The sequence below is a fragment of the Natrialba swarupiae genome (assembly GCF_008245225.1).
GTDB lineage: Archaea > Halobacteriota > Halobacteria > Halobacteriales > Natrialbaceae > Natrarchaeobius > Natrarchaeobius swarupiae.
In genome coordinates, this window is record NZ_VTAW01000028.1 from 1 (window position 1) to 26,593 (window position 26,593).

The 26,593-nt window shown below is 61.8% G+C and carries 27 protein-coding genes and 1 tRNA gene; 11 read left to right on the forward strand and 17 right to left on the reverse strand.

The features are described 5' to 3' along the window. Positions 1-156: 156 nt before the first annotated feature. Together FYC77_RS16540 and FYC77_RS16545 are read right to left on the reverse strand one after the other, a co-directional pair. Entirely contained in the window at positions 157-1,062 is a 906-nt protein-coding gene (locus FYC77_RS16540) for an ABC transporter ATP-binding protein (protein WP_149082604.1), read from the reverse strand. 348 nt (positions 1,063-1,410) lie between these two features. Continuing rightward, on the reverse strand, positions 1,411-4,131 hold the full coding sequence (locus tag FYC77_RS16545) for a DNA-directed DNA polymerase (RefSeq protein ID WP_149082605.1): 2,721 nt from the start codon (positions 4,129-4,131) through the stop codon (positions 1,411-1,413). Between the two features lie 139 nt (positions 4,132-4,270). Here FYC77_RS16545 and FYC77_RS16550 point away from each other — a divergent pair, with 139 nt between their 5' ends. The 3 genes from FYC77_RS16550 (at position 4,271) to FYC77_RS16560 (ending at position 5,540) form a co-directional block, all read left to right on the forward strand. After that, positions 4,271-4,456, forward strand: coding sequence for a DUF7331 family protein (locus FYC77_RS16550; protein ID WP_149082606.1), 186 nt, complete (start codon positions 4,271-4,273; stop codon positions 4,454-4,456). Positions 4,457-4,548: 92 nt separating this feature from the next. Then, positions 4,549-5,073 (forward strand): DUF7322 domain-containing protein, encoded by a 525-nt coding sequence (locus FYC77_RS16555; RefSeq protein WP_149082607.1) that lies wholly within the window; start codon positions 4,549-4,551, stop codon positions 5,071-5,073. Beyond that, positions 5,070-5,540 (forward strand): DUF7346 family protein, encoded by a 471-nt coding sequence (locus FYC77_RS16560; RefSeq protein WP_149082608.1) that lies wholly within the window; start codon positions 5,070-5,072, stop codon positions 5,538-5,540. Before FYC77_RS16555 ends, FYC77_RS16560 begins: the two co-directional genes overlap by 4 nt. Positions 5,541-5,564: 24 nt before the next feature. On the opposite strand, the gene rad50 is transcribed toward FYC77_RS16560, so the two are convergent. The 3 genes from rad50 to FYC77_RS16575 all read right to left on the reverse strand — a co-directional run bounded on the left by rad50 (position 5,565) and on the right by FYC77_RS16575 (position 10,000). Continuing rightward, positions 5,565-8,243, reverse strand: a complete 2,679-nt coding sequence (gene rad50, locus FYC77_RS16565; RefSeq protein ID WP_149082609.1) for a DNA double-strand break repair ATPase Rad50 — start codon at positions 8,241-8,243, stop codon at positions 5,565-5,567. Further along, complete coding sequence (gene mre11 / locus FYC77_RS16570) at positions 8,240-9,616, reverse strand: DNA double-strand break repair protein Mre11 (protein ID WP_149082610.1); 1,377 nt, start codon at positions 9,614-9,616, stop codon at positions 8,240-8,242. Before mre11 ends, rad50 begins: the two co-directional genes overlap by 4 nt. Positions 9,617-9,730: 114 nt before the next feature. Continuing rightward, positions 9,731-10,000 (reverse strand): MarR family transcriptional regulator, encoded by a 270-nt coding sequence (locus FYC77_RS16575; protein ID WP_149082611.1) that lies wholly within the window; start codon positions 9,998-10,000, stop codon positions 9,731-9,733. A gap of 124 nt (positions 10,001-10,124) precedes the next feature. Between FYC77_RS16575 and pan1 the strand changes: the two genes are divergently transcribed. Next, positions 10,125-11,342 (forward strand): proteasome-activating nucleotidase Pan1, encoded by a 1,218-nt coding sequence (gene pan1 / locus FYC77_RS16580; protein WP_149082612.1) that lies wholly within the window; start codon positions 10,125-10,127, stop codon positions 11,340-11,342. Between the two features lie 88 nt (positions 11,343-11,430). Here the strand turns inward: pan1 and FYC77_RS20540 are convergent, their stop codons facing one another. Then, the gene (locus FYC77_RS20540) at positions 11,431-11,568 is read right to left on the reverse strand and encodes a hypothetical protein (protein ID WP_202911860.1); all 138 of its coding nucleotides are present in this window, start codon (positions 11,566-11,568) and stop codon (positions 11,431-11,433) included. A 99-nt stretch (positions 11,569-11,667) separates the two neighbouring features. Between FYC77_RS20540 and FYC77_RS16585 the strand changes: the two genes are divergently transcribed. After that, entirely contained in the window at positions 11,668-12,222 is a 555-nt protein-coding gene (locus FYC77_RS16585; RefSeq protein WP_149082613.1) for a GMP synthase subunit A, read from the forward strand. 71 nt (positions 12,223-12,293) lie between these two features. Here FYC77_RS16585 and FYC77_RS16590 read toward each other — a convergent pair whose 3' ends face one another. Further along, positions 12,294-12,839 (reverse strand): hypothetical protein, encoded by a 546-nt coding sequence (locus tag FYC77_RS16590; RefSeq protein ID WP_149082614.1) that lies wholly within the window; start codon positions 12,837-12,839, stop codon positions 12,294-12,296. A gap of 95 nt (positions 12,840-12,934) precedes the next feature. Then, a complete protein-coding gene (locus tag FYC77_RS16595; RefSeq protein ID WP_149082615.1) occupies positions 12,935-13,507 on the reverse strand; it encodes a SprT family zinc-dependent metalloprotease in 573 nt (190 codons plus the stop codon). Between the two features lie 60 nt (positions 13,508-13,567). Between FYC77_RS16595 and FYC77_RS16600 the strand changes: the two genes are divergently transcribed. Beyond that, positions 13,568-14,587 (forward strand): phosphorylase family protein, encoded by a 1,020-nt coding sequence (locus tag FYC77_RS16600; RefSeq protein ID WP_149082616.1) that lies wholly within the window; start codon positions 13,568-13,570, stop codon positions 14,585-14,587. Here FYC77_RS16600 and FYC77_RS16605 read toward each other — a convergent pair. Further along, on the reverse strand, positions 14,584-16,356 hold the full coding sequence (locus tag FYC77_RS16605; RefSeq protein WP_149082617.1) for an acyl-CoA carboxylase subunit beta: 1,773 nt from the start codon (positions 16,354-16,356) through the stop codon (positions 14,584-14,586). The two genes, FYC77_RS16600 and FYC77_RS16605, sit on opposite strands and share 4 nt — an antisense overlap. A gap of 735 nt (positions 16,357-17,091) precedes the next feature. Between FYC77_RS16605 and FYC77_RS16610 the strand changes: the two genes are divergently transcribed. Both FYC77_RS16610 and FYC77_RS20975 read left to right on the forward strand, forming a co-directional pair. Further along, positions 17,092-18,249, forward strand: coding sequence for a hypothetical protein (locus tag FYC77_RS16610; RefSeq protein ID WP_149082618.1), 1,158 nt, complete (start codon positions 17,092-17,094; stop codon positions 18,247-18,249). 4 nt (positions 18,250-18,253) lie between these two features. Then, positions 18,254-18,655, forward strand: coding sequence for a hypothetical protein (locus FYC77_RS20975; RefSeq protein ID WP_338016499.1), 402 nt, complete (start codon positions 18,254-18,256; stop codon positions 18,653-18,655). A gap of 136 nt (positions 18,656-18,791) precedes the next feature. Here the strand turns inward: FYC77_RS20975 and FYC77_RS16620 are convergent, their stop codons facing one another. The 7 genes from FYC77_RS16620 to FYC77_RS16650 all read right to left on the reverse strand — a co-directional run bounded on the left by FYC77_RS16620 (position 18,792) and on the right by FYC77_RS16650 (position 24,617). Then, positions 18,792-19,928: an amidohydrolase family protein gene (locus FYC77_RS16620; RefSeq protein ID WP_394349030.1), complete on the reverse strand. Its 1,137-nt coding sequence runs from the start codon at positions 19,926-19,928 to the stop codon at positions 18,792-18,794. A gap of 270 nt (positions 19,929-20,198) precedes the next feature. Beyond that, a complete protein-coding gene (locus FYC77_RS16625; RefSeq protein WP_149082619.1) occupies positions 20,199-21,080 on the reverse strand; it encodes a class 1 fructose-bisphosphatase in 882 nt (293 codons plus the stop codon). After that, positions 21,081-21,875 (reverse strand): class I fructose-bisphosphate aldolase, encoded by a 795-nt coding sequence (locus FYC77_RS16630; protein ID WP_149082620.1) that lies wholly within the window; start codon positions 21,873-21,875, stop codon positions 21,081-21,083. 207 nt (positions 21,876-22,082) lie between these two features. Then, positions 22,083-22,493, reverse strand: a complete 411-nt coding sequence (locus tag FYC77_RS16635) for a CoA-binding protein (protein ID WP_149082621.1) — start codon at positions 22,491-22,493, stop codon at positions 22,083-22,085. A 74-nt stretch (positions 22,494-22,567) separates the two neighbouring features. Further along, entirely contained in the window at positions 22,568-23,194 is a 627-nt protein-coding gene (locus FYC77_RS16640; protein WP_149082622.1) for an RAD55 family ATPase, read from the reverse strand. A gap of 292 nt (positions 23,195-23,486) precedes the next feature. Further along, a complete protein-coding gene (locus FYC77_RS16645; RefSeq protein ID WP_149082623.1) occupies positions 23,487-24,335 on the reverse strand; it encodes a geranylgeranylglycerol-phosphate geranylgeranyltransferase in 849 nt (282 codons plus the stop codon). Between the two features lie 99 nt (positions 24,336-24,434). Continuing rightward, positions 24,435-24,617: a DUF7511 domain-containing protein gene (locus FYC77_RS16650; RefSeq protein ID WP_149082624.1), complete on the reverse strand. Its 183-nt coding sequence runs from the start codon at positions 24,615-24,617 to the stop codon at positions 24,435-24,437. A gap of 162 nt (positions 24,618-24,779) precedes the next feature. Here FYC77_RS16650 and FYC77_RS16655 point away from each other — a divergent pair. Then, positions 24,780-24,854 (forward strand) — tRNA-Arg (locus tag FYC77_RS16655). 262 nt (positions 24,855-25,116) lie between these two features. Here FYC77_RS16655 and FYC77_RS16660 read toward each other — a convergent pair. Next, positions 25,117-25,356 carry a MarR family transcriptional regulator gene (locus tag FYC77_RS16660; RefSeq protein WP_149082625.1) on the reverse strand — a complete coding sequence of 80 codons (240 nt, stop codon included), beginning with the start codon at positions 25,354-25,356 and terminating at the stop codon, positions 25,117-25,119. Between the two features lie 354 nt (positions 25,357-25,710). Here FYC77_RS16660 and FYC77_RS16665 point away from each other — a divergent pair, with 354 nt between their 5' ends. Together FYC77_RS16665 and FYC77_RS16670 are read left to right on the forward strand one after the other, a co-directional pair. Beyond that, positions 25,711-25,965: a hypothetical protein gene (locus tag FYC77_RS16665; RefSeq protein ID WP_149082626.1), complete on the forward strand. Its 255-nt coding sequence runs from the start codon at positions 25,711-25,713 to the stop codon at positions 25,963-25,965. A gap of 277 nt (positions 25,966-26,242) precedes the next feature. Continuing rightward, entirely contained in the window at positions 26,243-26,578 is a 336-nt protein-coding gene (locus FYC77_RS16670; RefSeq protein WP_149082627.1) for a hypothetical protein, read from the forward strand. The last annotated feature ends 15 nt before the right edge of the window (positions 26,579-26,593 follow it).

Genomic DNA, 26,593 nt, shown 5'->3' on the forward strand with positions numbered 1-26,593 from the left:
CCCTTCTCGGAGCGCACCGCGGCGTTCTCCTCTTTCTTGAACTCGAACCGGGCTTCAGTGTCGGTTTCTTTGAGGTGGTCTTGTTCGGAACTCATAATGTGATTGTGTATGTGGTTACGGCTGTAGGGTTATTACCGTTGTTCTAGCTGAATTTGGTTACGCCGTGCCGTAGACCTCTTCGCGAACCCAGTCGTACCCCTTGTCCTCTAACTCCTCGGCGAGTTCGGGACCGCCACTTTTGGCGATCTGGCCGTCGAGCATCACGTGGACGTGATCGGGCTCGACGTAGTCGAGAATACGCTGGTAGTGGGTAATCTGGAGAATGCCGGTGCCCTGCTCGTCGCGAAGGGCGTTGATGCCGTTCGAGACGTCTTGGAGTCGGTCGATGTCCAGCCCGGAGTCGATCTCGTCTAAGACGGCGACCGACGGCTCGAGGATGGCGGCCTGGAGGACCTCGTTCTGCTTTTTCTCGCCGCCGGAAAAGCCCGCGTTGAGGTATCGGCGGGCGAACTTCTCGTCCATGTCGAGTTGCTCCATCTTCTCCTGGAGAATCTCCTGGAACTCGGCGACGCCGACCTCGCCGTCGTCCGCGGGGCCCTCCATCGGCGAACTCTCGAATCCCTCGTCGTCTTCGTCGGCTTCGCCGTCGTCTTCCTCGAAGAGTTCCTCGCGTTCTTCGATCTTGGCGTTGAGCGCCGTCCGGAGGAAGTTCGTCATCGTGACACCTTCGATCTCCGCGGGATACTGGAACCCGAGGAAGACGCCGAGTGCGGCACGTTCGTTGGGCTCGAGATCCAGCAGGTTCCAGGTTCGCTGGTCCTCGTCGATCTCGATCTCGTCACCGAACTCGTCGTCCTCGAGATGGACCAAGACCTCGCCGTCGGTGACCTCGTAAGCGGGATGTCCGGCGATGACCTTTGCGGTCGTCGACTTGCCGGAGCCGTTCGGCCCCATCAGGGCGTGGATCTCGCCCGATTCGACCTCGAGGTCGACACCCTCGAGAATCTTCTCGTCGCCCTCAGCCACTTCCGCGTGCAGGTTGCGTAGTTCGAGACGTGCCATAGTACTCTGTCATATGAAGGGTGGGTCGTCCGACTCATAACGGTTTCGTATCCAACTGGATACGGTCTCGAATGCGAAATATTCGTTCTGGCGAACGGGCGAAATATTCCGCAACACGGAAAAATAGTTCCTCTTAAGGGAACTGAACAGCGTCGATAGCTATCGCTCTTGTCACTTTCATGTCGTACTTTCAATTAGTCTCACCCGACAAATCTCTCGGTTGAACACGAGGGTGACGTCGTCGCAAGCCGACCGTTCGCTCTCGCTCGTCGGCTGTCCCGAATCTTGTCCTCGGCGACGGCGATCCCGATTCCCCGTCTCTCGGGGCGTCGTTTCGCGGAACTCTCACTACATGAAACTGTCGAGGCCAGTCTGTTCCTGACCCGATTTGACCTCCTCCCAGGAGACGCCGAGTGCCTCGAGGATGCGCTCTATCGGCCCTTTGAGGGTCTTCTCGAGCATTTTGTCGTAGTCGATCTCGAACCCGTCGGGGATCTGGTCGTCGTACTCGAAACAGATCACGTCGGGGTCGCGTTTGAACGCGCCGTAGAGGTGATCGTGCTGTGGGTCGAATCCCTCCTCGTTTTCCATCCGGCGGAAGAACGCAGGATCGACCCGGTCGAGATAGAGGCGCTTCGGTTTGCTCCCCCGCTGGAAGTTGGTGCCCAACAGGAGGTTCGCGTACTTCGCGCCGCGAACCTGGGCCGTGTCGGTGTCGTAGTTGTCGAGACGTTTGCCGATCCCCCCCGGGATAGCGATCTCCTCGAGGCTCACGTCGCCTGCGAGGACGTCCTGGATGACGCCGTTGAGGTACTCCTTTGCCCCTTCGACGTCGCCTTCCTTGACGACCATCTCGATGACCTCGTGCTGGACTTCCTTGGTGATCGGGGCAATGTCCGAGCGCTGGTACTCGAAGCCGACAATGTCGACGGTGTCGACGTCCTTGCCCTCCTTCCAGGTGATGTGGCCGGCGTAGCGTTTCTTCTTGCCGGCCTGGAAGAACCGCCGGTAGAGCTTCTCGAATTCGATCTGGAACCGATGGCGTTCTGCGTTTAGATCCTCGCGGGCGAAGTCGTCGTACCGGCCGTTGATGTGTTCCTCGATCTCGAACGATTGCTCGAGGGCGTCTTCTTTGGGAACGCCGGGACCGAGCTCGAGCATGACGCTGTCGGTATCTCCATATGCAACCTGATAGTTCAGTTCGTTTGCGGCAGTTTCCGTAAACTCGATTACTTCACGGCCAGTGGCCGTAATAGCCGATGCCGCTTCCTTATCGTATAGTCTGAACTGTTCCCAACCTGACACACCGTAGAGCGAGTTCATGATAACCTTCACTGCACCCTGCTGGCGGTCGTACTGCTCGTACTCGGGAGTGCCGGGCTCGTACTGGTTCCGAAGCTCTTTCTTCTCTTCGCGCTCGGCGAGCAGTTCCTCGATCATCTGGCGGTTCACGCCGTCGGGTTCTTTCTGGAAGTGAGTCCCCGTCGGCGCTTCGTAGGTCTCGCCACCGTACGCCTCGGGATCGACTTTCGTCTCCGGTGAGGCGTTGATCGTCACCATACACATCGGGTACAGCGACTTCAGGTCCAGGACGGTGACGTTCTCCTTGACGCCAGTGATCGGCTCGAAGACGGCTCCACCCTCGTACTCCTCGCCTGCATCTTGCTGGCCCTTCGAGGGCAGTGCGAACTGTCCGTACGCCTGGTGGAGGACGTACATGTCGACCGCGTCGCCGGGCGTCGGGGCGTCTTCTAACTTGCAGCCGACGAACGCGCGCACCTCGTCCCAGAACGGGATGATCGACTGCTGGCGGTCGAGTTCGACACAGAGTTCGACGTCCCGAAGGTTGTACTCGAGCAACTGCGTCGGATCGTCCTCCCAGAGGTCGCCGATGTCGCCGGTGTAGCGTTCCTTGCCGACGCCGAGTTCGCTCTCGCCGACGGCGTCGAGACGGTAGGAGTCCAGTTCCGAGAACACCATCCGCTGGTAGCCATACAGCAGGTCGAAGACGACTCGGCCTTTGATGTCGGGCCCGCCCCAGTTGCTCCGCCAGACCTCGTCGACACGAGAGAGACGATCGATCGAGAGATCGTAGTCGTGGTGTGGCCCCTGTAGCTCCTCGAGGCGATCCAGGAGGTAGGGTGCGTCGAAATCCTCGAAATTCCACCCGCAGGTGACGTCTGGATCGGTTTCTTCGATATACTCGATGAACGCCTCGAGCATGGCTTCTTCCGCGTCGAAGGCCCGAACCGCGTGGTCGATGTCGCCCTCGATCGGCTCGTACTCGGTGATCTCGTCGGGGATGTCGCCATCCCCATCGCCTGCCGCACAGACCCACATGACGTACTCGTCACGGTAAGAGTCGTGGCTGGTAAGACAGACGATCGGTTCCTCGCCGTCCTCGGGGAAGCCGTGGCGGTCCTCGACCTCGATGTCGAACGTCAGGACGCGTGGGTCGGCATCGACGTCCACGGATTCGACTTCGTCGTGGGGGACGACGAGCGAATCGTCGTCGGCGCGTCGTTCCGGAACGCGAACCCCGCTTCTGACGTCCTTGTCGATCAGAAAACGGTTCGGAAAGAGAATGTCCGCTTCGTAGTGTTCGAAGTCGTCACGGATCTGTCCGACGTCCCGTGGCGTCTGGCCGAAGATCTTCGTAAGCTTCTCCCCACGGATACTCTCGTAGGGCTTGCCGTTCTCGTCTTCCGCTTCGCTTCTCGTGATCCGGTCGTACTCCTCCTCGGGCGGACGCTCGAGCGTGCTCGTCGGCGCATAGAAGTAGGGTTCGAAGCCGACGACCTGCACGTGCTCAAGTTCGCCGTCTGTGGTTCGACCGAACACGTGCATGATCGGCCGTTCCTCGTCGCCATAACCTGCAACCGTGTAGTCGACCTGCATCACGGCCAGCTCGAGTTCACCCTCGGGTTCGGGAAGGGTCTCAGCGACGACGTCGATCACGTCAGCGGCGTTCGATCCACCGTTTCCGGCGACGGCGACTGCCTCCTTGTCCGGCCGGTCTTCAGGCTCCGCGGCGAACTCCGCGAGACCGGTCTGGCCCGCCTCAGTCATGATATTCGACTTTGCAACCCCCGGATAAAAACCCCTGCAATCCGACTGTAATGGGTCACGCTCAGTGCCCGTTCGTCGTTCGAACGTGATATGCCGTGAGCAAAAAGACATATAATATGGTAACACATAGCATGAACTGGTGTCTGATGTGTCTTCCCTGAACGACGACGACGTGATGGATCGGAGCGAGCGAGGAACCGTCCCCGAGGGAACCGCCACGATCGAGTGCTACGAGATTGACGACGGCGTCGTCTTCTACGATGCCGAGAACCCACTTGCCTGGGTCGAGACGTCCCAGACGCTCACGCTCGCGGATCTCGCCTGAACGTCTCGAGCGCCGTCGCCCCCCGTACGTCGACGGCAACCGTATCAGCTGAAACGCGAATCCTTTTGCTCCTGGTTCCCCTCCGTTCGGACGTGATCGACGAACGGTCCGAGAACGAGCCGGACGAGTACGACCCGGAGGCCGAGTTCCGGGATCCCAACAGTGACTCGCTCACGATACCGCGCGTCGAGACCGAAGACGCCGGATCGACGCTCACCGAGGACCTGAAGTCGGATTTCGGTATCGGATCGGGAAACCCACACGAGCCGTCGATCGATACCTCCGACGTGCCGGCGGAGCTCAAGCGAACGTTCTGGGCGATCGTTCTCGTCGTCAACGCGGCGGTCTTCGCCGTCTCACTCGGTGTCATTTTTCTGATCTTCCACGGGATTTCGAACCACGCGATCGCGCTGTTGGTCGGTGGCGTTCTCCTGTTCGGGATGGCACACCGCCGTTACAGGAACTACCGAGCGTCACAGGACGACTCGCGTTCCACTGACGGCCGGGACGAACCGAGGACGGACGGCGACGAAAATGAATCCGATCTGTCACGCTCCGAAACGACTTCAAGGGACGTCTCCGAAGGGTACACACCGGACGACACCGACCATTCATGAAAACCGTCCAGGACGACACCGGCAAGCGGTACCTGTTGCTTAAACGATCCGAATACGCGAGTCTCGTTCGTGACCCACAGAACGGAAACGAGTGTTACGTCCAAAACGACCGACTCGAGTCGATCGACGGGACTGGCACACTCGAGGCCACAGCATGGACCATCTCCGAACCCGTTCGGACGTTCCTCACGACCGTCCACGACGAGGAGACACTCGGCTTGCTCCTCGAACTCGACGATCGCGGTCCACTTCGGGTGAAAACGTTACTCGACAGCTACGACCGCTGTGAGAGCGACCTTCACGGTCGACTGACAGTGTTGACCTCGGCCGACTTGCTCGAGGAGACGGACGTCAGCGGCGAACGCGGATACCGACTCACCGAACGATGTGAGACTGCCCTCGAGTCGATACTGGATACGGGCGACCGCGCCAGCCAACCGGTGACCCGCATCGAAGGCGAACCGTAAGCCACCAGACTCCGATTTCGACTGCTACTCCGGCGCAAGCAGCGCCGCTTCCGGGGGCCCACCACGCTCGAGGCGTGACCGATTCGACGTGGCGTCTTTCTCGACGCGGACCAGCGAGTCCGCCGCCCCGACGAGTTCCTCGTCGTGGCTGACGACGACGATCTGTTCGACCCCGAGTTCCCGCATCGATTCGACGAGTGCGATGAGCTGGGTGACGTGGCCCGAGTCGAGAAAGACCGTCGGCTCGTCGAGGATCAACGGCGGCATCGGCGCAGCCCCCTCGACGCCTTCAGCGAGCAGGCGATAGATCGCACACCGCAGGCTCAAGTTGAACAGCGCCCGCTCGCCGCCGGATAGCTGCTCGGGGTCGAGACACTCGCCGTCTTTCTGATACACGGTCAACCGGTAGTCGCCGTCCAGATCGATCGAGGCGTACGAGTCGTTCCGGTAGACCAGGTCGAACGTCTCGTTGAGCAGCCGCTCGAGCGTCTCGACGTTGCGCTGGCGAAGTTCCGCCCGAAGATCCCCGTACGTCGTCTGCAGCGTCTGTGCTTCCTCGTACAACGACTCGAGTCGGTCCGCCCGGTGTTGGAGGCGCTCGAGGCGGTCGCGAAGCCGCTCGAGCTCCTCGAGTTCGTTCTCGACCGCCCCGATGGCGTTCTGGACGTCGTCGTGTCGCTCCTCGAGCTCCACGAGCTTCTCGTCGACTTGCTCGAGGTAGTGGTCGGCGTTTTGCTTGTCTTCACGGGCCGTCTGGACCCGCCTCTCGTCGAACTCGGACTCGAGGTCGCGTTTGCGCTCGCGTTTGCTCGAAAGCGTCTCGCGGCGCTCGTCGTTCAACTGCTGCCAGTCCTGTCGGCGTTCGCGGAGGTTCTCGATCTCGGTCTCGAGATCGTCGCGTCTGTCGTCGATATCCTCGATACGACGCAGTGACTCCAGTGTGTCCTTGATCTCGCTTCGCTCGCCGTTGATTTCGCCGAGTTGGGCCCGCTTCTCGGCGAGGTCGTCCTCGTGGTCGCCGGCCTCCTCGCGTTTCGCGTCGGCGTCGGCCTCGTACTCGTCGGCGTCTTCGAGCAGTTGCAGACGCTGCTCTCGGCGCTCCGCGAGCGTCTCGCGTTTCTCTTCGAGTAACTGTGTGACGGTATCGCGGTTGTCCTCGAGCCGGTCGACGCGGCGCTCGTCCTCGCGGCGGTCCTCGGCACGTTCGATCCGCTCGTCGAGCTCTTCGCGTTCGGTCTCGAGTTCCTCGAGGCGTTGTTCGAGCGTCTCGAGTTCCTCGCGTCTGTCTTCGAGTACGTCGACGTGTGGCGAGTCCGTCACGGGTTGGCCACACTCGGGACACTTCCCCTCCTCGAGGAGTCGTTCGCCCTCGTCGATGGCGTTCTCGGCGGCTCTGATGTCGGCAGTGACGTCGCCGATCTCGTCGGTCAGTCCCTCTCGTACGGTCTCGAGTTCCGCGAGATGGGCGGCGGCGTCGCCGAACTCGATGGGCGCTGCATCGAACCGTTCGCGTATCGACTGGACCTCGTCGTCGAGTTCGTCGAGTTTCTCCTCGCGGTCCGCGATGTCGTCTTCGTCGCTGTCGATCCGTTCGCCGAGGTCGTCGGCGTCCGCGCGGGCCTCGGTCGCCTGGGACTCGAGATCGTCGGCCTCCTCGCGGAGTCGCTCGATCTCGCCGTTGGCTTTCGTGATCGCGACCCGGACCTCCTCCAGATCGTCCCGTAGATCCTCGTCGCGAGCCTCGAGGTCCGCAACGTGCTCTTCGACGCCGTCGGAGTCGCTACGTTCGAGGTCGACCTCGCTCAGTCGTTTCTCGCGTTCCTCGGCCAGCTCCTCGCGTTCGTCCTCGCGGTCCCGGATTCGGTCTTTCGCGTCCTCACGCTGCTGGGACGTCTCGGATATCTTCGACCGTAGCTCCTCGATTTCGTCCTCGAGGTCGGCGATCTCCTCGCGAGTCTCCTCGTGGCGCTCGAGGACGTCCTCGGCCGCGTCGCGCGTTTGCTCCGCCTGCTCGCGTTGAGTCTCGTAGTGGTCGATCTCCTCCGAGATCTCGCTGCGTCGTGACTCGAGACCGTTCAGTCGCTCGTGGAGCTCCTTGTCCTCTTTCCGTTCGACCTGCGTGCGGACGTCCTCGAGGACCTCCTGTTGGCCGTCGAGTACCGTTTTGACGCCGAGACGGGCATCGCTCGCCCGTTCGCGGTACTCCTCGAGTGCGCCGAGTTGCAGGAGGTCGTCAATCATGTCCTGGCGCTCGCTCGGCGAGGCGTGGATGAGTTTGTTGACCTCGCCCTGGCGGACGTACGCGCAGTTGACGAACGCGTCGGCGTCCATCCGCAGGAGTTCCGTCACTCGCCGACGAACGTCGCGAGCGCCCTCGATCGTCCCATCCGGTGTCTCGAGGACACACTTCGTGGTGGTCGCCCGGTCGCCCCGAAGCGAGAGGCGGCGTTCGACGTGGTATTCCCGGCCGTCGTGGGTGAACCAGACCTCGATCTCCGCGCTGTCCTCTCCGATCGTGATGACGTCGTCGAGCGTCCGATCGTCGAGCGCCTTCGAGCCGTACAGTGCGAAGAAGACTCCCTCGAGCAGCGTCGACTTGCCGCTGCCGTTGACGCCGTGGACGACGGTGACGCCGTCCTCGAGTCGCAGGTCGGCGTCGCCGTAGCACTTGAAGTTCTCCAGGCGGATTCGGTCGACTCTCACGCGAAATCACCCAGCGATGCATCCGCCGGTTCGTCGACCGGTTCTGTCTCTTCGGCCTGCTCGGTCGTATCGTTCCCCTCCGGGGAACCGACTTCGGTCGCGGCGTCGTCCTCCTCGTCGGCGGCAGTGTCCTCTCGGTCGGCGTCGTCGCCCCTCTGCTCGGTGGTCGCGTCCGGTTCGTCGCCGTTCTCGCCGTCCGTACCCGAAAGGTGGTCCGCGACGGTCGTCACCGTCTCCGGGTCGCGTTCGGGTGCCGGGTCGAACGCCGCGTCGTCGTCCTCGAGCAGGTCTCGAACCCGCCGTTCGACCGTCTCGCGGACGTTCGAGTCCGGGAGTTCGTCCTCGCGGACGGTGCGATCGATCTCGAGGGCGGCGTCGCTCAGCCCGAGTTCGCGGACCCGCTCGCGGACGGCGTCGTCCGGATCGGCAAAGCTGACGGTGACCGCCTCGTCCTCGTCGGGGAGTTCGCGGCGGTCGTTGACGCGGGCGACTAACGCGTCGCGGTCGGTCGCCAGTTCTTCGATCGCCGCGGGTGCGATCGGCCGGCCTGCCCCCTCGATCGTGACGACGACGACCGCCTCCGCGAGGTCGTGTTGGCGCACTCGGTCCTGCACGCGGTCGACGCCCTCGCCCTCCTCGAGTTCGACGTCGACAAAGACGAACTCGCGCGTCGAGGGGAGTCCACGGCGGCTGATCGCGACGTCGTCTGCGAACTCGACGATGTTGTAGCCTCGGCCCTCACGTTCGCTGGCGCTCGCGCGTTCGGTAGACCCGCAGTAGGTGACCCAGGTGTCGAGCACCTCCGCGGTGCCGGGGGCGTGGTTGTCCCCGAGCAAGAGGGCGTCGAAGTCGACAGTCGCGTCCTCGAGCAGGGTCTCGGTGTCCCAGTCCGCGTGGGCGAACGGCTCGAACAGGCCGTGGCTCACGAGCGTCGCGTGATCGGCCTCCTCGGGGACGGGATCAAACTCGTAGCTGAGGTCGTCCCGTCGCGACCGGGGAACGAAGTCGAGCCCGTAGAAGGCGGCGTCACCGACCACCGTTGGCTCGGCACCGAGTCTGGTCGCGAGGCCGAGGTCGGCAAAGAGGTCGAGCCACTGAGCGTCGCGTTTCCCCTCGTGGTTGCCGACGACTGCCAAGAACGGAATGTCGGCGTCGGCGAGCGTCCGGAGTACGTCGACGGTTCCCTGGAGGTCGATCAGCCCCGGCCGGCGGTCGTGAAAGAGGTCACCCGCGTGGACCACGGCGTCGACGTCGTCGTCGACCGCGTCCTCGACAACGCTCCGGAACGCCTCGAGGAAATCCCGTCGTCGTTCGGGCGCGTTGTACTGTTGATACCCGATGTGGGTGTCGCCCGTATGTATCACCCGCGTCATCTATCCCTCCATTGGCGTGTCGCCCCTATAGGGATTCCGCGACCGGAGCGAAAGTAAAGGGGCGTCTCGATGTCGGAGCTGTACACCCGAAGCGAGAGAGAAACGGAGAGTGCGTTAGGCGTCGATATCCAGCGTGTAGAGGCGTTTTCGCGCGTCGGAGAAAGAAAACCGGGAGTCGATCACGTTCTCCTCGTCGAGGCGATTCAGCGCGTAGCGAACCGTCCGCGAGGGGAGAAGCGTCTCGTCTGCGATCTGCTGTTGGGTCATCGTCTCGTTGTACTCTAAGACCTTCGCGACGAGTTTCGCACTCGGCGGGAGGTCGCGAACGTCGTCCCACGTCCCTCGTTGCTCGGCGTCCTGTCGAAACGTCTCTGAAGCACTCATCGTCTACCTATTCCGAATACGAGGTAATAATATTTACTGTTTCGTTTAATGCTTGGGAGTTATCTCCCACGGCGAATCGTTTCGACCCGAAGCCTCTTATGAACCAACACCCAAAGCTTGGGTGATGACCGACACTGTGGACGACGTCGACCTCCCATACGACGAGGACGAGGCGTCCCAACAGGAGAAGATCCAGGCGCTCGAGGAACGGCTGGAGATCCTCGAGGCGCAAAACGAGGAGATGCGAGACAAACTCCTCGACGCGAACGCCGAGAACAACAAGTACCAGCAGAAACTCGAGCGGCTCACACACGAGAACAAGAAGCTCAAGCAATCCCCGCTGTTCGTCGCCACGATCCAGGAGATCACGGACGAAGGCGTCATTATCAAACAACACGGGAACAACCAGGAGGCGCTGACCGAAGTCACCGACGAGATGCGCGAGGAACTCGAACCGGACGCGCGCGTCGCGGTCAACAACTCACTCTCTATCGTCAAGTCTCTCTCGAACGAAACCGACGTGCGCGCTCGCGTGATGGAAGTCACCGAGAGTCCGGACGTCAGCTACGAGGACATCGGCGGCCTCGAAGAGCAGATGCAGGAGGTCCGCGAGACCGTCGAAATGCCCCTCGAGAGCCCCGAGATGTTCGACGACGTCGGAATCGATCCGCCGAGCGGCGTGTTGCTGTACGGCCCGCCGGGGACGGGCAAGACGATGCTCGCGAAGGCCGTCGCGAACCAGACCGACGCCACCTTCATCAAGATGGCCGGCTCCGAACTCGTCCACAAGTTCATCGGCGAGGGCGCGAAGCTGGTGCGTGATCTGTTCAAGGTCGCCCGCGAGCACGAACCCGCGGTGATCTTCATCGACGAGATCGACGCCATAGCCGCAAAACGAACCGAGTCGAAGACCTCGGGCGACGCAGAGGTCCAGCGGACGATGATGCAACTCCTCTCCGAGATGGACGGCTTCGAGGAACGCGGCGAGATCCGCATCATCGCCGCGACCAACCGCTTCGACATGCTCGACCGTGCGATCTTGCGCCCGGGCCGGTTCGACCGCCTCATCGAGGTGCCCAAGCCGAACCAGGAGGGTCGCGAGATCATCTTCGAGATCCACACCCGCGGCATGAACGTCGCCGACGACGTCGAGTTCACCGAACTCGCGGACGAAGCGGACGAAGCCTCCGGTGCCGACATCAAGGCGATCTGCACCGAAGCGGGGATGTTCGCCATCCGCGACGACCGAACCGAGATTAGGATGGAGGACTTCCGTAGCGCCTGGGAGAAGATCCAGGCCGACTCGGACGCATCCGACGAAGTCTCCAAGACGTTCGCCTAGACCCTCTCCGTTTTCCGCTTCGAATCGCGTTTTCGCGATCGCTCGACCTCGAGTCGCGTCTCAGCCGTCTCCGACTCCAGACTCGTCCTCACAGCGCCGCGAACACGAGCCACGGGACGACGAACAGTGCGAGCGTCAACACGGCGAGAATCAGGAGGTAGCCGACGCCCGTTCCGGCTGCGGCGATCCACGACGGATGATCGAACGCGTTGCGATCGATTGCCATACGAATCGATGTGCAGTCGGGAGGATAAACGTACCGGAGCCCGAGAGATCGGATCGGTTTTCGGACCGTTTTTACCACCTGAGCGGCTAGGAGCCGCCAATGACGAAGATCGTCGTGGTCGACAACCACGGACAGTTTACGCATCTGGAGCGCCGGGCGCTTCGGGACCTCGGCGTCGAGACGGAATTGGTCGACAACGAGACGGCTCCGGAAGAGGTCGACGCCGACGGTGTCGTTCTCTCGGGTGGACCGGATATGGATCGCATCGGCAAGTCGGCGGCGTATCTCGAGAGCGATCTCCCCGTGTTAGGGATCTGTCTCGGCATGCAACTGATCGCCGAGGAACTCGGCGGTCGCGTCGGCGGCGGCGAGTATGGTGGGTACGCCGACGTCACCGTCGATATCGTCGACGAGGACGATCCGCTTACCGGCTCGCTTCACCCCGAGACGCGGGTCTGGGCGAGCCACGCCGACGAAGTCAAGGAACTCCCCGACGGGTTCGAGTTGACCGGGAAAAGCGACGTCTGTGACGTCGAGGCGATGAGCGACACCGACCGCGATCTCTACGGCGTCCAGTGGCACCCGGAGGTCGCACATACCGAGGAAGGCGACGAAATCTTCGAGAACTTCCTCGAGATCTGCGAGTCCAACTGACGGGCGTCCAGTCGTTCGTTACTTCGCGCATCTGCCTCTCTCCGACTCTCGTGGACCGCTGATCCGATCTCTCACCGCTCTTTGGCCGCCAAGAGATCCGTGTGAACGACGGCCCGATACTGACTGTCGGTCGCGGCCTCGAGTCGATCGAGCAACGCCGTCACGCGAGAGAACGACTCGGGACGTTCGAACGGATCGTCGACGTCCTGGTCGCGGCGCCGACAGAGCCCGACGAACGAAACGAGCGCGGGACGGGTGCCGGGGAGCGCGTAGACGACGCCGAGGTCGGCGTCGTCCTCGAACTGGTCGAGCCAGTGGTCGATCACCGGTTCGGCCACGCGACGCGGTCGTCGTCGTTCGTCGGCGAGTTCCGCCGCGTCGATGTCGTGGTCTTCGAGTACCGAATCGAGAGCCGCCTGGACCTCGTCGACGTTCTCCTCGAACGACGGTGCGTCGGCCTCGGCCTCGAGTAACGTCGCGAACGCCTCGAGTTCCTCGCGTCTGACGGCGACGGGGTAGACGAACTCGTGGGTCTCCTTCGGGAGTGCGTACGACTTCCCCTCGACGCCCTGTTCGCCGGGGCCCGAACTCCCCAGCATCAGGTCGAGTATTCCCATGGCTACAACAGGTCCGCTGAGCCGAATAAGTGTTCCGCGAACGCACCCCGTTCGCGGTGGTTCTGGGCGGCGATCGCGGCTGTCGCGACAGGCGACTACCACTCCTCTCCGAGTGCCGACTTCGCGCCGCCGTAACCACTCGAGGTCGTCCACGTCCGACCGCTGTCGGCGTGTTCGACCTCGTAGGTGCCGCCACAACAGCCACACCAGTACCGACCGGGAGAGGTCACCGGCTTCGAGGCCCGGTGGCGCGTCGCCGTCCACTCGCAGTCGGTCTCGAGACACCGGAGGACGTATCTCGGCTCGGCGAACGACCGGCAGTGACGCGGCGCGTCGAGCGTCGCAGCCTTCTCGCGAAAGCGGGAACCGTGACCCGATTCGCCAAACTGCTGGAACTCCCAGGCGTGGACGAGTTCGTGTCTGACGACCGCGGCGAACTCCTCCCACTCGTAGCGCTCGTAGGCCCGCCGCGTGAGGACGATCGTCGCCACTTCCCGGCGTGTATTCCACCGACAGGCACCCGCACGGCGTTTCGCCCGCGCCGAGACCGACCACTCGAGGGCCCCGAGGTCGACCTCGAGGTCGTACTCGCGGCTGACGCCCCGGGCGTGAATCCGCGCCCTGGCCAGGATCTCGTCGTCGATCGTGAGCCGTTCGCCGTCGGTCACGGGCCGACCGAGGGAGTGGCGGTCCGAAATTCTTTCCGTTTACCCCACGAGGTCGTGGTCATGAGCGACGATCCGACTACGACCGGTGGCGCGGCCGAGGCCGACCCGAGCGCCAATCGGGACCGTCCGACCCCCCGACCGGCGGACCCCGACGACCCGGTCCAGCCCTCCGCGCTCGTCCTCCCGGCGGCCGCCGAGGAGCCGCTCGACGAACGCCGACCCTGGCTCGAGCGCCGAGATCTCGAGGCTGCCTACGAGATTCCGGGTGCCGACACGCCGCTATATCTCACACCGGGCGGGGTCGCGATCACGACGACGGGAATCGGCAAGAGCGACGCGGCCACGACCGTGACCGCGTTGCTCGCGAACCCGGCCATCGATCTCGAGTCGGCGTACGTCGTCTCCTGTGGAATCGCCGGCGCGTCGCCGGCCACGGCCGCGCTCGGCTCCGTCGCGGTCGCCGACGTCGTCGTCGACTGGGATCGAAAACACCGCTGGGACCGCGGTGCGGAGTCCGTCGCCGGAGCCGACGACGGTGACGCCGCCGAATTCGAAACGATCGACCTCCTCGCGTACCGGCCCCGCGATTACGTCTCCCACCTCGACGACCGAGTCGTCGAGACCGGCCTCCGTGGTGCCCGATCCGTCGCGCTTGTCGAGAACGACGAAACGCTCGCCTACCAGCGCCGGTACCCGGACGCGCCGGAAACCGGCCCGATCGTCGGCGTCGGAACGACCGTTACAGGCGACGAGTTCTGGCACGGCGAGCGCTACGCGCGGGAGGTCGACCACCTCTGTGAACGCTACGGCGTCGATCCCTACGTAACGACGCAGATGGAAGACGCCGCGACGGCGACCGCACTCGAGCGATTCGGTCTACTCGAGCGCTACGTGAGCGTGCGTGCGATCGCGAACTACGACCGACCGTCGCCGGGCGAATCCGTCGAGGAGAGTTTCGACGGGAACGAGGCGAGTCTGGCGCTCGCGATCGAAAACGCCGCCCGCGCCGGCGACGGGGTCGTCGACGAACTCGTCTCGAGCGATCCACTCGGGATACGGGAGGGCGGCGTCTCGAGTTAAATGACCGTGCCGTGTTTCTTCCGCGGGAGTGATTTCTCGACGTCCTCATAGAACGCAAAGCGTGCGGCCAGCTCCTCGCGGAGCTCACTCGGCGGAACGATTTCGTCGATGACGACCTCGCTGGCCATCCGATGGACGTCGATGTCCTCGCGGTACTCCTCGCGCAGTTCGCGCTCGCGTCGCTCCCGTTTTTCGGGGTCGTCGATCTCGGAAAGTTTGCGGGCGTAGACGGCGTTGACCGCCGCCTCGGGACCCATGATTGCGATCTCGCCGGACGGGAGGCCGATGACGCTCTCGGGATCGTACGCTGGACCCCCCATCGCGTAGATCCCCGCGCCGTAGGCCTTGCGGACGACGACCGTCTGTTTCGGCACCGTCGCCGACGACGTCGCGTAGATCATCTTCTTGCCCGCCTCGAGGATTCCCTCCGTCTCGACCTGCGAACCGGCCATGAATCCGGGGGTATCACAGAGGTAGAGCAGCGGGACGTTGAACGCGTCACACGTCCAGATAAACTCCGCCGCCTTCTCGGCGGCGTCGGGGAAGATCGCCCCCGCACGGTGGGCCGGTTGATTGGCGACGATGCCGATCGGGCGGCCGTCGATCCGGGCGAACGCGGTGAGGATCTCCGCGCCGTAATCGGGGCGTAACTCGAAGTAGGTGCCGCCATCGACGACCCGCTCGACGACGTCCAGCACGTCGTATCCCTCGTTTGGGTGCTGTGGGACGACGGCGTCGATTCCTGCTGGCGAACGATCGGGCGGCGTCGGTTCGCCGCGTGGCGGCGTCTCGTCGGCGTTGTCCGGGAGGTAGGTGATCAACTGCGCGACGAGTTCGCGGGCGTGTTCTTCGTCTTCGGCGACCAGGTCCGCCGAGCCTGACTCCCGGGCGTGGACCTGGGGGCCGCCCAGCGCCTCGAGGTCGATCTCCTCGCCGGTCACCATCTGGACCATTCGTGGCGAGGCAATCGCCATCGCTGACATGTTCTCGACCATGATCGTGAAGTCGGCGAAGACCGGCGTGTACGCCGCGCCGGCGATACACGGCCCGTAGAGCACGCAGATCTGGGGGACGCGACCGGAGAGCATCGAGTGGTTGTAGTAGTACTTGCCGATCCCCTCGCGATTGGCGAAGAAGCCGGTCTGCTGGTCGATTCGACCGCCCGAGGAGTCCATCAGATAGAGCACCGGCCGACCGGTCTTCAGAGCCCGCTGTTGCATTCGGAGGAACTTCTCGACGCCCTTTGCGGCCATACTGCCGCGTTTGACCGTGTAGTCGTTGGCCATGAAGTGAACGTCCCGCCCCTCGAACGTCGCCGCGCCGGTGATGAGTCCGTCCGCCGGCAGCCGGTCGTCCGTCTCCTCACCGACGCCCTCGGGATGCCAGTCGTCGAACGCCCCAAAGCGCCCATCCTCGAAGAGCAATTCGTTCCCGTCGTCGCCGAACCACAGCTCGAGTCGGTCGCGGACGAACAGTTTCTCCCCTTCCTCGAGTTGTTCCCGGTAGCGTTCGGGGCCACCTTCGTAGATGTCCTCGATTTCCTCACGAAGCCGTCGTTCGCGGTCGGTCGGCTCGAGTTCGTCGGTCTCCGATTCCGTCCGGTCGGCTGGTGAGGGGCTCGCCGACTCGTCGTCGAACTCGTGGACGACCGCCGGCTCGTCGTCGTCGCCGACGTACACTTCGACGGTGTCGCCGACGTGTTCGGCCAACGCGGCGGCGACGGCCGATGCTTCATCGTCGGTCGCCTCCCCGGCGATTCGAACGTTCATAACAGTTGGTCGATGGAGAGAGACAAAAACCCAGCGCGGATCGGACCGTGATACGGTGGCAAAATGGTTGCTCTGTCAGCGACCTGGCGGTCAGCGAGGACCAATCGAGGGCGGTCGCGTCGGATCGTGGATGTGGGCGACTCGTCGGCGGCGCGTGGGGCGGAGAGGGGAGTGGCCCGCGCGACTCCATCACTGTGGTCGGTCCCCATCGGAGCGGTGGGGAAAGAGGGGATGTCGGGCGTGGCGCGGGGCCTCCAGAGAGTGGACCGTGCCTCCGTGGTCACCAACACGGAGACGATAGATCGTTGTCGGATGACGTACACCAACGCTTGCGTTCAGTGGTTCAGCTATTATACGGTTTCCTCTCAATCGGTACCGCAGAACCCGCGACACGTCTGCGATTTCAGCGGTAACACGGTACAGCAATCCGCAAATATGTTCGTCGTCGAACTGATCCACACCGACCGTACTCGAGCGGCCAGTCCAACGCTGCTCGCCGCTCGTCCGCGAGCGAAAGCAGACCACCGTCACTGTCTTCGATAGTGACGTCCGTCGATGTCACGGCGGTGGCCGTCGACGACACGTCCGGCGGCAGTTGCAGGCAGAACGCCCTTCGCCCAGTTTCGCCTCCTAGTAGGATAGCGAACGACTCTCTCCGTGTACGTGAACGTTAGCTTTGGTCGACCGAGACACAGTTGGGGACAGCGCCGGTTCGACGCCGAACCTGAGGATCAAATGGAGCGACTCGTCCATCGTCTCACGACGCTTCGTACCCGCCTCGAGTCGGGGATGGACCGTCGCGAGTTCCTTCGAACCGTCGCGACGAGTGGCTACGCCGTCGGCGTCGCCCACCTCCTCGGCGTCGAGGACTTTCTCGGCGTCGACGACGGCGAGGTGCCGATCGTCACGGCGCTCGTCAGAGACGACCCCGACGATCCGTCTTCGCTCCGGGAGCGAACCCGTTCCGTTTCGGCCGAGTGGTACGCCGCCGTCGAGAAAGCGTTCGAACTCAACGAGTTACTGGCCAGGGTCGGATTTACCGGGTATCTCGGCAGCGCCGTCGTCCCGGGTAACTACGACAGCGCGACCGCGAGCGTCTCGATCGGCGTCTCCAGCGAGGGTCAGTCGATTCCCGAGATGATCGAGGAGTTCGCCGATGGGGTCTCGATCGACACGGAGGGTATTATTCGCCTCGAGCGGATGGAAGACGGCCCGGATTTTACCGAACCGCGACTGATGGAGCGGCTTCCCGACGGAGACGTCCCCAGCGGATTCGCTTGTGAGACGCCGTCGAGTGTGGCGACGCTGGCCCCCGCATTGTACCACCCCAACGCGAATGGGCCGTTGTTCGCCACCGCCGAACACGCGTTTAAATCAATGTCGACGCTCGACGGCGAGACGCTCGGGCTTCCGATCGGCAGCGGTGAAACCCTCGAGTTAGGAACCGTCGTCCAGTCCCATCCGATCGAAGACGTCGCGGTCGTCGAACCGAACGGCGGGGTACTCCCCTCGAGTCGGATCGTTGCCCCCTCGGTCGCGCGAGTCCGAGGGCAATACACCAAGTACGGGCTCGCCGACCTCATCGCCCGAGATGAGGAACTCGAGAAGGTGGGTGCGCTCACCGGCCACACGACGGGGCAGATTCAGGGGATCGACGCCGTTACCTGCTTTACCGACGACTTCTGTCGTCGGGGGCAGATCCGCTGGGGCGGAGAGATGGATCTCACCGACGGGGACAGCGGCTCGGTGAGCTACCATCCCGATCCAGAGGGCGAAGACGGTGACGTTCTCATCGCTGGGTTCAACAACGCTCGCACCTGGTGGCCGGGTCAAAGCTACGTCTGGGGAGTGTCGGCGTACAGGCTGACCGAACAGCACGGCTATCACTTCTAGATACATGGCAAAACACGACGATCGGTCGAGCGATTCGGCGTCCGAAGCCGCCAGCCCAGCCCACAGTTCGGAGCCGGCCAGTGACGGGAACGAGCGCACGCCTGAACCGACCAGCGGCGAAACCAGGCGAGATACCGCCGAATCAAAAAAAGCGGATACGGAGACCGGAGGTTATCGACAGGACGGCTCGAGTGACGCGTCGGATGGCATCGTAAACACACTCGGCGTCGGCACCCGCCTCGTTCTCGACGCAGTCGTGATCGCGCTCTGGGTCCTGTTCTTGGCCCTTCTCTTTCTCGGGCGAACCTGGCCGCGGTGGGCGTTCTACGTGGCGCTCGTCGTCGGCGTGGCCGTTTACGTCAACGTGACCGCACCGTGGACTCGAGGCCGCGCTCAGCGGGATTAGCACCTCAACGCGGAGGATCGCTGAATACGTAACGCGACTATCCTCCGAGGCGTGGCTCAATTCCCAGAGAGGAAGCCACGACTCAGTCGTGGGTGACCGACGACGTCGATAGTCGATCAGGACAGCGAACGACGGTTCAGCGTAGCAGGGTCTCGATGTTTCGATGCCGAATATTCGCCCACGCATCGAGCTCGAGATCGAACTGTTCGAACAGGGCAAAGTGTGGAATCTGGTGGCCGGGAAAGAGATAGTCGGTGCCGAAGACGAGTTGATCGTGGTGTCTCTCGAGGAACGTCTGTCCGTACGCTTCGTCGCGGGTGAGCGCGTTCCATCCTCCAAGCGTAGAGATGTCTCCGTAGATGTTGTCGTACTCCGCGAGTAACTCCCAGACGCGGCCGGGAGCTTCGATCGGCCCCTCCGGAATCCGTCCGAGATCAAGCGCCTCGACGTCCGCGGACATATGCGACCACCAGCCGTGAGCGTGTGCGACGAAATCGACCTCGGGATACGACGCCAGTACGTTCTCGAGTCGGGGGAGGCCGACCTCGTCCCGCAACATCTGTCGGTCGGTGTGAAAGAGGATCGGCAACTCGTAGGTCGCACAGAGCTCGTACAGGAGTTCGAGGCGGTCGTCGTCGATATCCATCTCCATTTTGAGTTCGCCGAATCCACGTGCGCCGCGGCCGATGTAGTGCTCGAGGCGGTCGGCGGCGTCCGTTTCGTCGACGTCTCGCGGATCGACCGTACAGAAAGGAACGAGACGATCGGGGTACGAATCGACCTCGTCGAGCACCCACTCGCTCGGCGCTCGGACCGGATACGCTTCGGGAGCATCGAACGCGAGGACGACCGCTCGATCGACGCCGTTGGTATCCATCCACTCGACGAGCTGCTCGGCGAAGAGGGGGTCCCGACCCCGGGCTTCCGTCGGGATAACGTGTGTGTGGGCGTCGAAGAGGGGGAGGTCGTCGACGGTTTCCGGTTCGTCTTCGTCGGTCGCGGTCTCGTTTTCGTCGCCTTCTGTGCCAGTCTCGGTGATCCCCCGATCGTCGGACGGTTCATCGGTCGTCACCGAGGATTTGGACTTCGGTGTCGCCCCATCGGAACCGGTAGATGCACACCCAGCAGCGGCCGCAGAGAGCCCGACGCCTGTTATCGCGAGATATTGCCGGCGTGTCGTGGGCAGTGTTGAGTCCAGTGAGTCGCCAGCGTCTGCGCTGCCTGGTTCGGAATCTGCGGACGAATCGTCGGAGGTTAGGGACGAACGAGGCATAGCCTGTAGCTCTATGGAGCAGGATATATGATTAGCGCGTGTAGCAGGTGCTTAATTTACGCATGTCCAGGCGATCGAACCTCGGCACGGGATACAGCGCCGTTATGGTCTGTCTTCACCAGGCGGCCCAGGCCGAGTGTCTCGAGGTAGCTACACAGTTACCCGGACACGGCCTCGCGACGGCTGCGGAACACGGAGTGATGTACGCGAACGTGGCGTGGTCGGCGGACGGAGACCGTAATGGGAGCGACCGTCGACTGACCGGATCGCTTACGCGAGTGCTGACTCGAGGCGCTCGATCAGGTCGGTGTTGCCGACGTGGAGCGGGACGCGCTCGTGGACGATCTCCGGGTCGATCTCGAGGATCGACTGAGTGCCGTCCGAGGAGCGGCCGCCGGCCGACTCGATCACGTACGCGATCGGGTTCCCTTCGAACTGGAGGCGGAGTTTGCCGCGGGGACTGTCCTCGAGTGCGGGGTAAGCGAAGATCCCGCCGTAGGTCAGCACCTGATTGACGTCACCGATCATCGCACCGCCGTATCGTAGCTTGTGATCGGGATTAGATTCGATCTCGCGGACGTACTCTCGGAAGTCGTCGCTCCAGTGAGGGACACGTCCCCCGAAGCCGTAGACGAGCGGATCGTCGGGCAGAGTCACGTCCTCCTCGACGACGGACCGCTCACCGCCGGTGAGTTCGTACTTCGTGACCGTTCCGTCACGGGCGTAGGCCATCGTCGTGATCGGCCCGTAGAGGACGAACCCCGCCGCGACGAGTGCAGAGCCCGGTGCGGGGAGCGGTTCGTCGTAGATGCCAAACACCGTCCCCATCGTGTTGTTCGACTTGAGGTTCGAGGAGCCGTCGAGAGGGTCGACGGCGACGCAGTAGGCCTCGTCCTCGCAGTCGATGATCTCCGATCGCTCCTCGCTTGCGTACTGGGCGACGCCGTCGATCGACGTCAGACGGTCTGCAAGCAACTCGTCGGCCCAGACGTCAGCCTCGACCTGTGTTTCGCCGCTCGGGTTCTCCTGATCGGCGTCACTCCGTCGACCGACCAGCCCCTGACGGATCTCGACCGCCGAGCGAGCGATCGTGGCAACGACGACCTCGACCGGATCGTCCTCTGTCCTGGGGTCGGGATCGGCGACAGTCATCTATTCGGTTGCCTCGAGTGCGTCCTCGGCGGGTTCTTCCTCGTAGATAACCTTCTCGAGGGCGTCGAGGATTCGGGTCGGGTCCTCGCGCTGCCAGACGTTTCGTCCGACTGCAAGCCCTTTCGCGCCGGCCTGAACGGCGGCCTCGACGGTCGAGAGGAACTCGTAGTCCGACGTTTTGGACCCTCCGCTCATGACGACCTTCATGTCGCCGGCGGCCTTACAGGCGTGTTCCATCGCGTCGGGACTGCCGGGATACTTAACCTTCGCGATGTCAGCACCTAACTCGAGGCCGAGGCGAGTCGCATAGGAGATGACCTCTGGCTTGGTATCGTTTTTGAGGCCCTGGCCGCGGGGATACGACCACATGACGACGGGGAGATCGTGTTCGCGGGCGTCCTCCTGGACGTTGCGGAACTCCTCGGCCATCTCGACCTCGTGGTTCGAGCCGCCATAGAGGGTAAAGCCGACGGCGTCGGCGCCGATCTCGGCCGCGTAGTCGACCGAGCAGTTGACCGCCGAGTCGTACTCACCCATCCAGAGGTTCGAGGTCCCGTTGACCTTCAACAGGAGGTTGACGTCGTCCTCGTAGCTCGGGTAGTACCCCTCGGCGATCCCCTTCTGGACAGCCATCGCAGTGACCGCATCGTGGGTTGCCGTCTCGAAGACCGTCGACGGGTCGAGTTTTTGCGGAACCTCTTCGAAATCGACCGGTCCGTGCTCGAGGCCGTGATCCATCGCGAGAATCAGTGACTTTCCATCGCGCACGATCGGGGAATCGTCGATCGGAATCATCTGGTAGATCCTCCAACAGTCGGCTATAAATCTCTGGTGATCCTAATTATCAAAATTACTCATTTGAGTAGTAATCATATCTAGTACCCACTTGATGAGACGAACAGAATGTGGGTACGAACCCCCAATACGGACTACTGTGAGTCTATACGGGCCGATCACGGTACAGCGACCGATCCCGACAAGATGGTGGGAGAGCAATCGGCCTCAGCCAGAGAGACGCCGGTGTTCGACTTTCATACATCGATCCTGGACGACGTTGCGGCCGTCGCGTTCGGCTCGCTTGGCCGCCTCGTCATCACGAATTCCTTGCTGGGTCCAGATCGCCCGGACGTCGTCTCGCTCGAGTGCATCGTCGACGATTTCGCTGACCTCCCCGCTTGGGCGGAAGATGCAGACGATGTCGACATCTTCATCGACGTCCGCAAGCGTATTAGGAACTGACCGGTCGAAAATCTCGTCGGCAAACGGGTTGACCGGAATTACGTCGTACCCCTGCCGGCGAAGATACGCCGGAACGTCGTGGGCTGCTTTCCCCGGTGTACTCGAGCACCCGACGACGGTGATGGTCTCGGCTGACAGGACATCTCGAAGCGCTTCGTCGGATTCGATCGTCATACGCAGCCGTACGTGGCCCAGAGAGAAGTTTTCGGCGGTCTAACGGTCAGCGGAGTACCCGATAATCGATACAGTTAGATAGAGAGTCCAGCAGTCGTGATCTCTGGCTCGTCACCGTCACTCTCTTCGATTTCGATGATGCCGTCGAACAACTGCTTGAGCGTATTCATCGTCTGGGTGTCGTGGGCTGTCGAATCGATGACGTAGACGCCCAGCGCGTCCGCACTCTGGATCCGACCCGTGAACACGTGAAGGAACCGAAAAACCGTCTGCAGATCCGAGTACATGAGCAGCGTCGACACCGAGTGCATGAGCACTCGGTTTTCGGTTACGTTTCGGTCCTCGTAGAACTCCTGGAGAAACTCGGAGAGTTTGATTCCGATCCCCGTCATATCGATCGGTGACGAGGTGTACTTGATCCGTGGATCGTCGTCGATCGTCCCCATTCCCCGCTGTTTCGTCACACAGTCGACGACGCCGATGTTGGCGTTGTCCGCGTCGATCGTGTCCGTAAACTCTTCGAGTACCTTCTCCGCACTGTCTTTCGTCGTGACGATGATCGACCCGTCACCACGATTCGTGCCGCTTTTTAGGACGTCGAACGCGATTCGACGTTTCCCGGTCATGGGTGGGCCCGCGATGAGAACGTTCGTTCCCGGATCGATCTCGGCGTCAGGAACGACATCTACGAGGTCATACATGCCAATTATTCACATCCATGCACAGTTGCAGTGGCGAACGAATCACACCGTCGTCCCTGTACACGTCTGGTAAGAAAATGTCGTATCCTGCTTATAGTATTTTTGATTACCGAGCCGTTGTACTCGGTAATTTCGAATCGTACTGACCGTACCGATTCCGTCGTTGACACCAACTGCTATGTCGATGACTGGTGATTACTGTACCCGCTCGAACGATCACTGGTACCGAACGCTACCAGTCCAGATGAAACTCTCGCCACGAGATGCCAGCCCATACGGACGGTAAACCGTATCAGGTCACTCCAAACGCCAGAACTGCCCGTCCGACGACAAACGCAAGCGCTGCCAGAAACATTCCGTACTTGAGCTTCGACTGGCCCGCCGTCGGATCGTCGAAACTTTCGTACGCAGCGTACACCATGATCGCGTCGGCAGGGACCACGAGAACGAGGTACGCAATCCCGAAGTATCCAAGCACGTACGGCACCGGACTGGCGAGGACCCCGACCACGAGCAACGCCGCCGCGACCTGAAGCGCTCGACGTTCGCCGATCGCAATCGGGAGGGTGTTCAAGCCCTCCTCGCGATCACCCTCGACGTCCTCGACATCCTTGACGATCTCTCGTGTCAGAGTCGCGATCGCCGCCAACACGAAGAGGACGACCGACGGTTCGATTCGCTCGACTGCCGCGGCTCCGAACAGGAACGTGCTCCCGACCAGATACGCGACGAGTGCGTTTCCCACGCCGGGCAACCCCTTGAAGAATTCCGTATACGCGACGAGCGCGACGAGGTTAATCGCTGCGATGGCGAGCGCCTGCCACGGCAACATCAGTGCCAGCGCCACGGCCATTCCGAAGAGAAAGACACTGAACACCAGCGCTGTCCGTGGACTCACTGCCCCACGAGGGATCGCCCGATCCGGCTGGTTGATCCGGTCGATCTCACGATCGAAGTAGTCGTTGATTGCGTTCCCGGCACCCACCGCCAACCCAGTTGCGGCGACTGCCGCCACCACGTCGAACTGTGCGAGATCCCCGCCAGCGACGAACGCGCCGATGAACGTCAACACACTCGCCGCGATTACGTTCACCGGCCGGGTCAACTCGACCAGCCCACGTACCGTCTCGCCCGCTGTCATCAACTGGGTGTGCTCAGCGCTGGCGGTTAAACGGTACGATCGCCGGCGGATGTCCAACGAACTCCGAACAATACCGGTTCCTGTGCTACCGACAGCGGATCAGCGCCACTCCTCGAGATCACAGATCGAGTCGCCGTCGATCGAGAGCCACTTGCTCACCCGCTCCTCACCGGAGGCGTCGACCGGAACGGCGGTCCAGACCCCCTCGTCGTCAGTGAGCAACTCGAGCTGTTCGTCGCCGAACTTGCCGTCCGATGGAACGGGCGCGTCGTTCACTCTCATAGCGTATTCGAAGGTAGGAACCCGGACACAAAGACCCTTTCCCGTCATTTTCAGCCGCTGGGAATCGACCACTCGAGGGTGACTGTCCGCGGTGTGTCGATCGGTGACGAAAGAGGCTGAAACCGAGTGACTTATACGGGGTCGAAGGAAACGAATTGGTGAGGGCGCTTAGCTCAGTCTGGACAGAGTGCTTGGCTTCGGACCAAGTTGCCGCGGGTTCAAATCCTGCAGCGCCCATCCGAAATTTACTATCGCGCCTGTAGCGCCCATCGGTCCTCAACTCCATCAAGAACCAACAGACGGCGTCGAGTCTTTATATACTATATCAGGTGTCTGAGGGGCGCGCCATAGTTTTGGTAACTTGGAGGTCTACGCAGTCTTGCGGTTTTACGAACGCCAAAGACAACTGGCATATAAGTTAAGCCATCCAGTATATTGAAAGTGATATGAGGATAGTGGGCGCTCTATCGCACAAATAGCGCTGTTAACGTTTGAATCGTTAATAGAGGTCTTCGTTGATTTGGTATACCCCGTTCCCCCTGTTTTCAAGTATATTATGCTCTGTGAGCCGCTTTAACCGATGATGGATGTATGTTCGGTCATAATCGAGTCGTTCGGCGAGGTTGGCCGGGACGTCGGCATGGTATTCGCATAATTGGTGGAGGATGCCCCAATCCGCGTCGTTAAAATCGAGGTCTGGCAAGTCGAGGTCTTCCGGCATATCAGGTGGACTTCTCATACCGGCGTCTACATACCGTCATTATTTAAACGCTGTCGTCGCTCATATGGTCCGGACACTACGTTCGCGGCTCAAACTCGACGTCGTATATGGTTCCGCACTTCGGACAGACCACAATGGGCTCAACGACGAATCCTCGTTCGTCGGTGTGCTCATCTTCGGCCGAAGGCTCTAATAGGCGTCCGCAATCGCATTTCCAGTTGACGACATCCCAGTACGTCGTTTTCATACGCGTATCTCTCGCCCGGAGGCATTCAGTGTTCTGTTGGACAGATGGAATGACTACTGTATTTCAGACCACCCTACAATATGTGTAGGGCAAAGTTTATTTTTATTGAATTTTATGGATGTGGTATGAAGTCGAACACAACCGGTGCGAACGACGAATCGAACTCGAACTACGCGACAAAGGTCAACATCGAAATCCGATGCCCGGACTGCGAGACGCCCAACAACGTAGACGCTACAATCACTCGCGACGGAGCCGTAACGGTCGGGAGCTACCTGTGCGGGTTCAACTCGTACCGGGATGGATGCGGCGAAGACATATTCGTCGAGCCGTTCCACATGGAGATGACTCAGAGCGTCATCGAAGGAGTTGACGCCTAATGTCGTCGAATACCTCAAGATACGTCCAACGAGTGGACCCGACACTCTCGGACGAGGAAATCGTCGAGGAAGCCCGCGCGTTCCTCAACTCGCATGAGTTCCACCGCGGACCATCGCCGGAATCAATCCAAAACCGGGTTGAGCGAGCGATTGATGAGTTTGAGTATTTCAGCACAAAAGGGGGTGCAGAGGACGCTCAGTGTTCCGCTGACCGAGTTCGAGACGGGTGCAGAGACCTTGAAAAATACATCGCCCACAGCTATGGTGGTGACGCCTGATGACGTACGATATTACAACCTCTGTTAGAGCGGTCGAAGAGGAACTGAACAGCTACTCCAACGCGTCTCTTCGTTTAACTCGGAGTGACTGTGACTCAGTCAAAAAATTCGTCATTGCATTCCGAAAGTCCTGTGATACGATGACTGTCCCCGGAGAGCGCCTCGCAATCATAGTCAACGAGGCCAGTGGAGAGTTCGGCGAGGAACAATGGTTTCGAGTGGCTGCTGCATCAGGCTCTGGTGAGTCTGATGATGACCTTTGGGAAGTGGATGGGCGATTGGAAACTGTCGATAACCTCGAAGATGCAGTTTCGGCTGCGGTGAGAAAATTATGAGCGACGGTTTGTTAC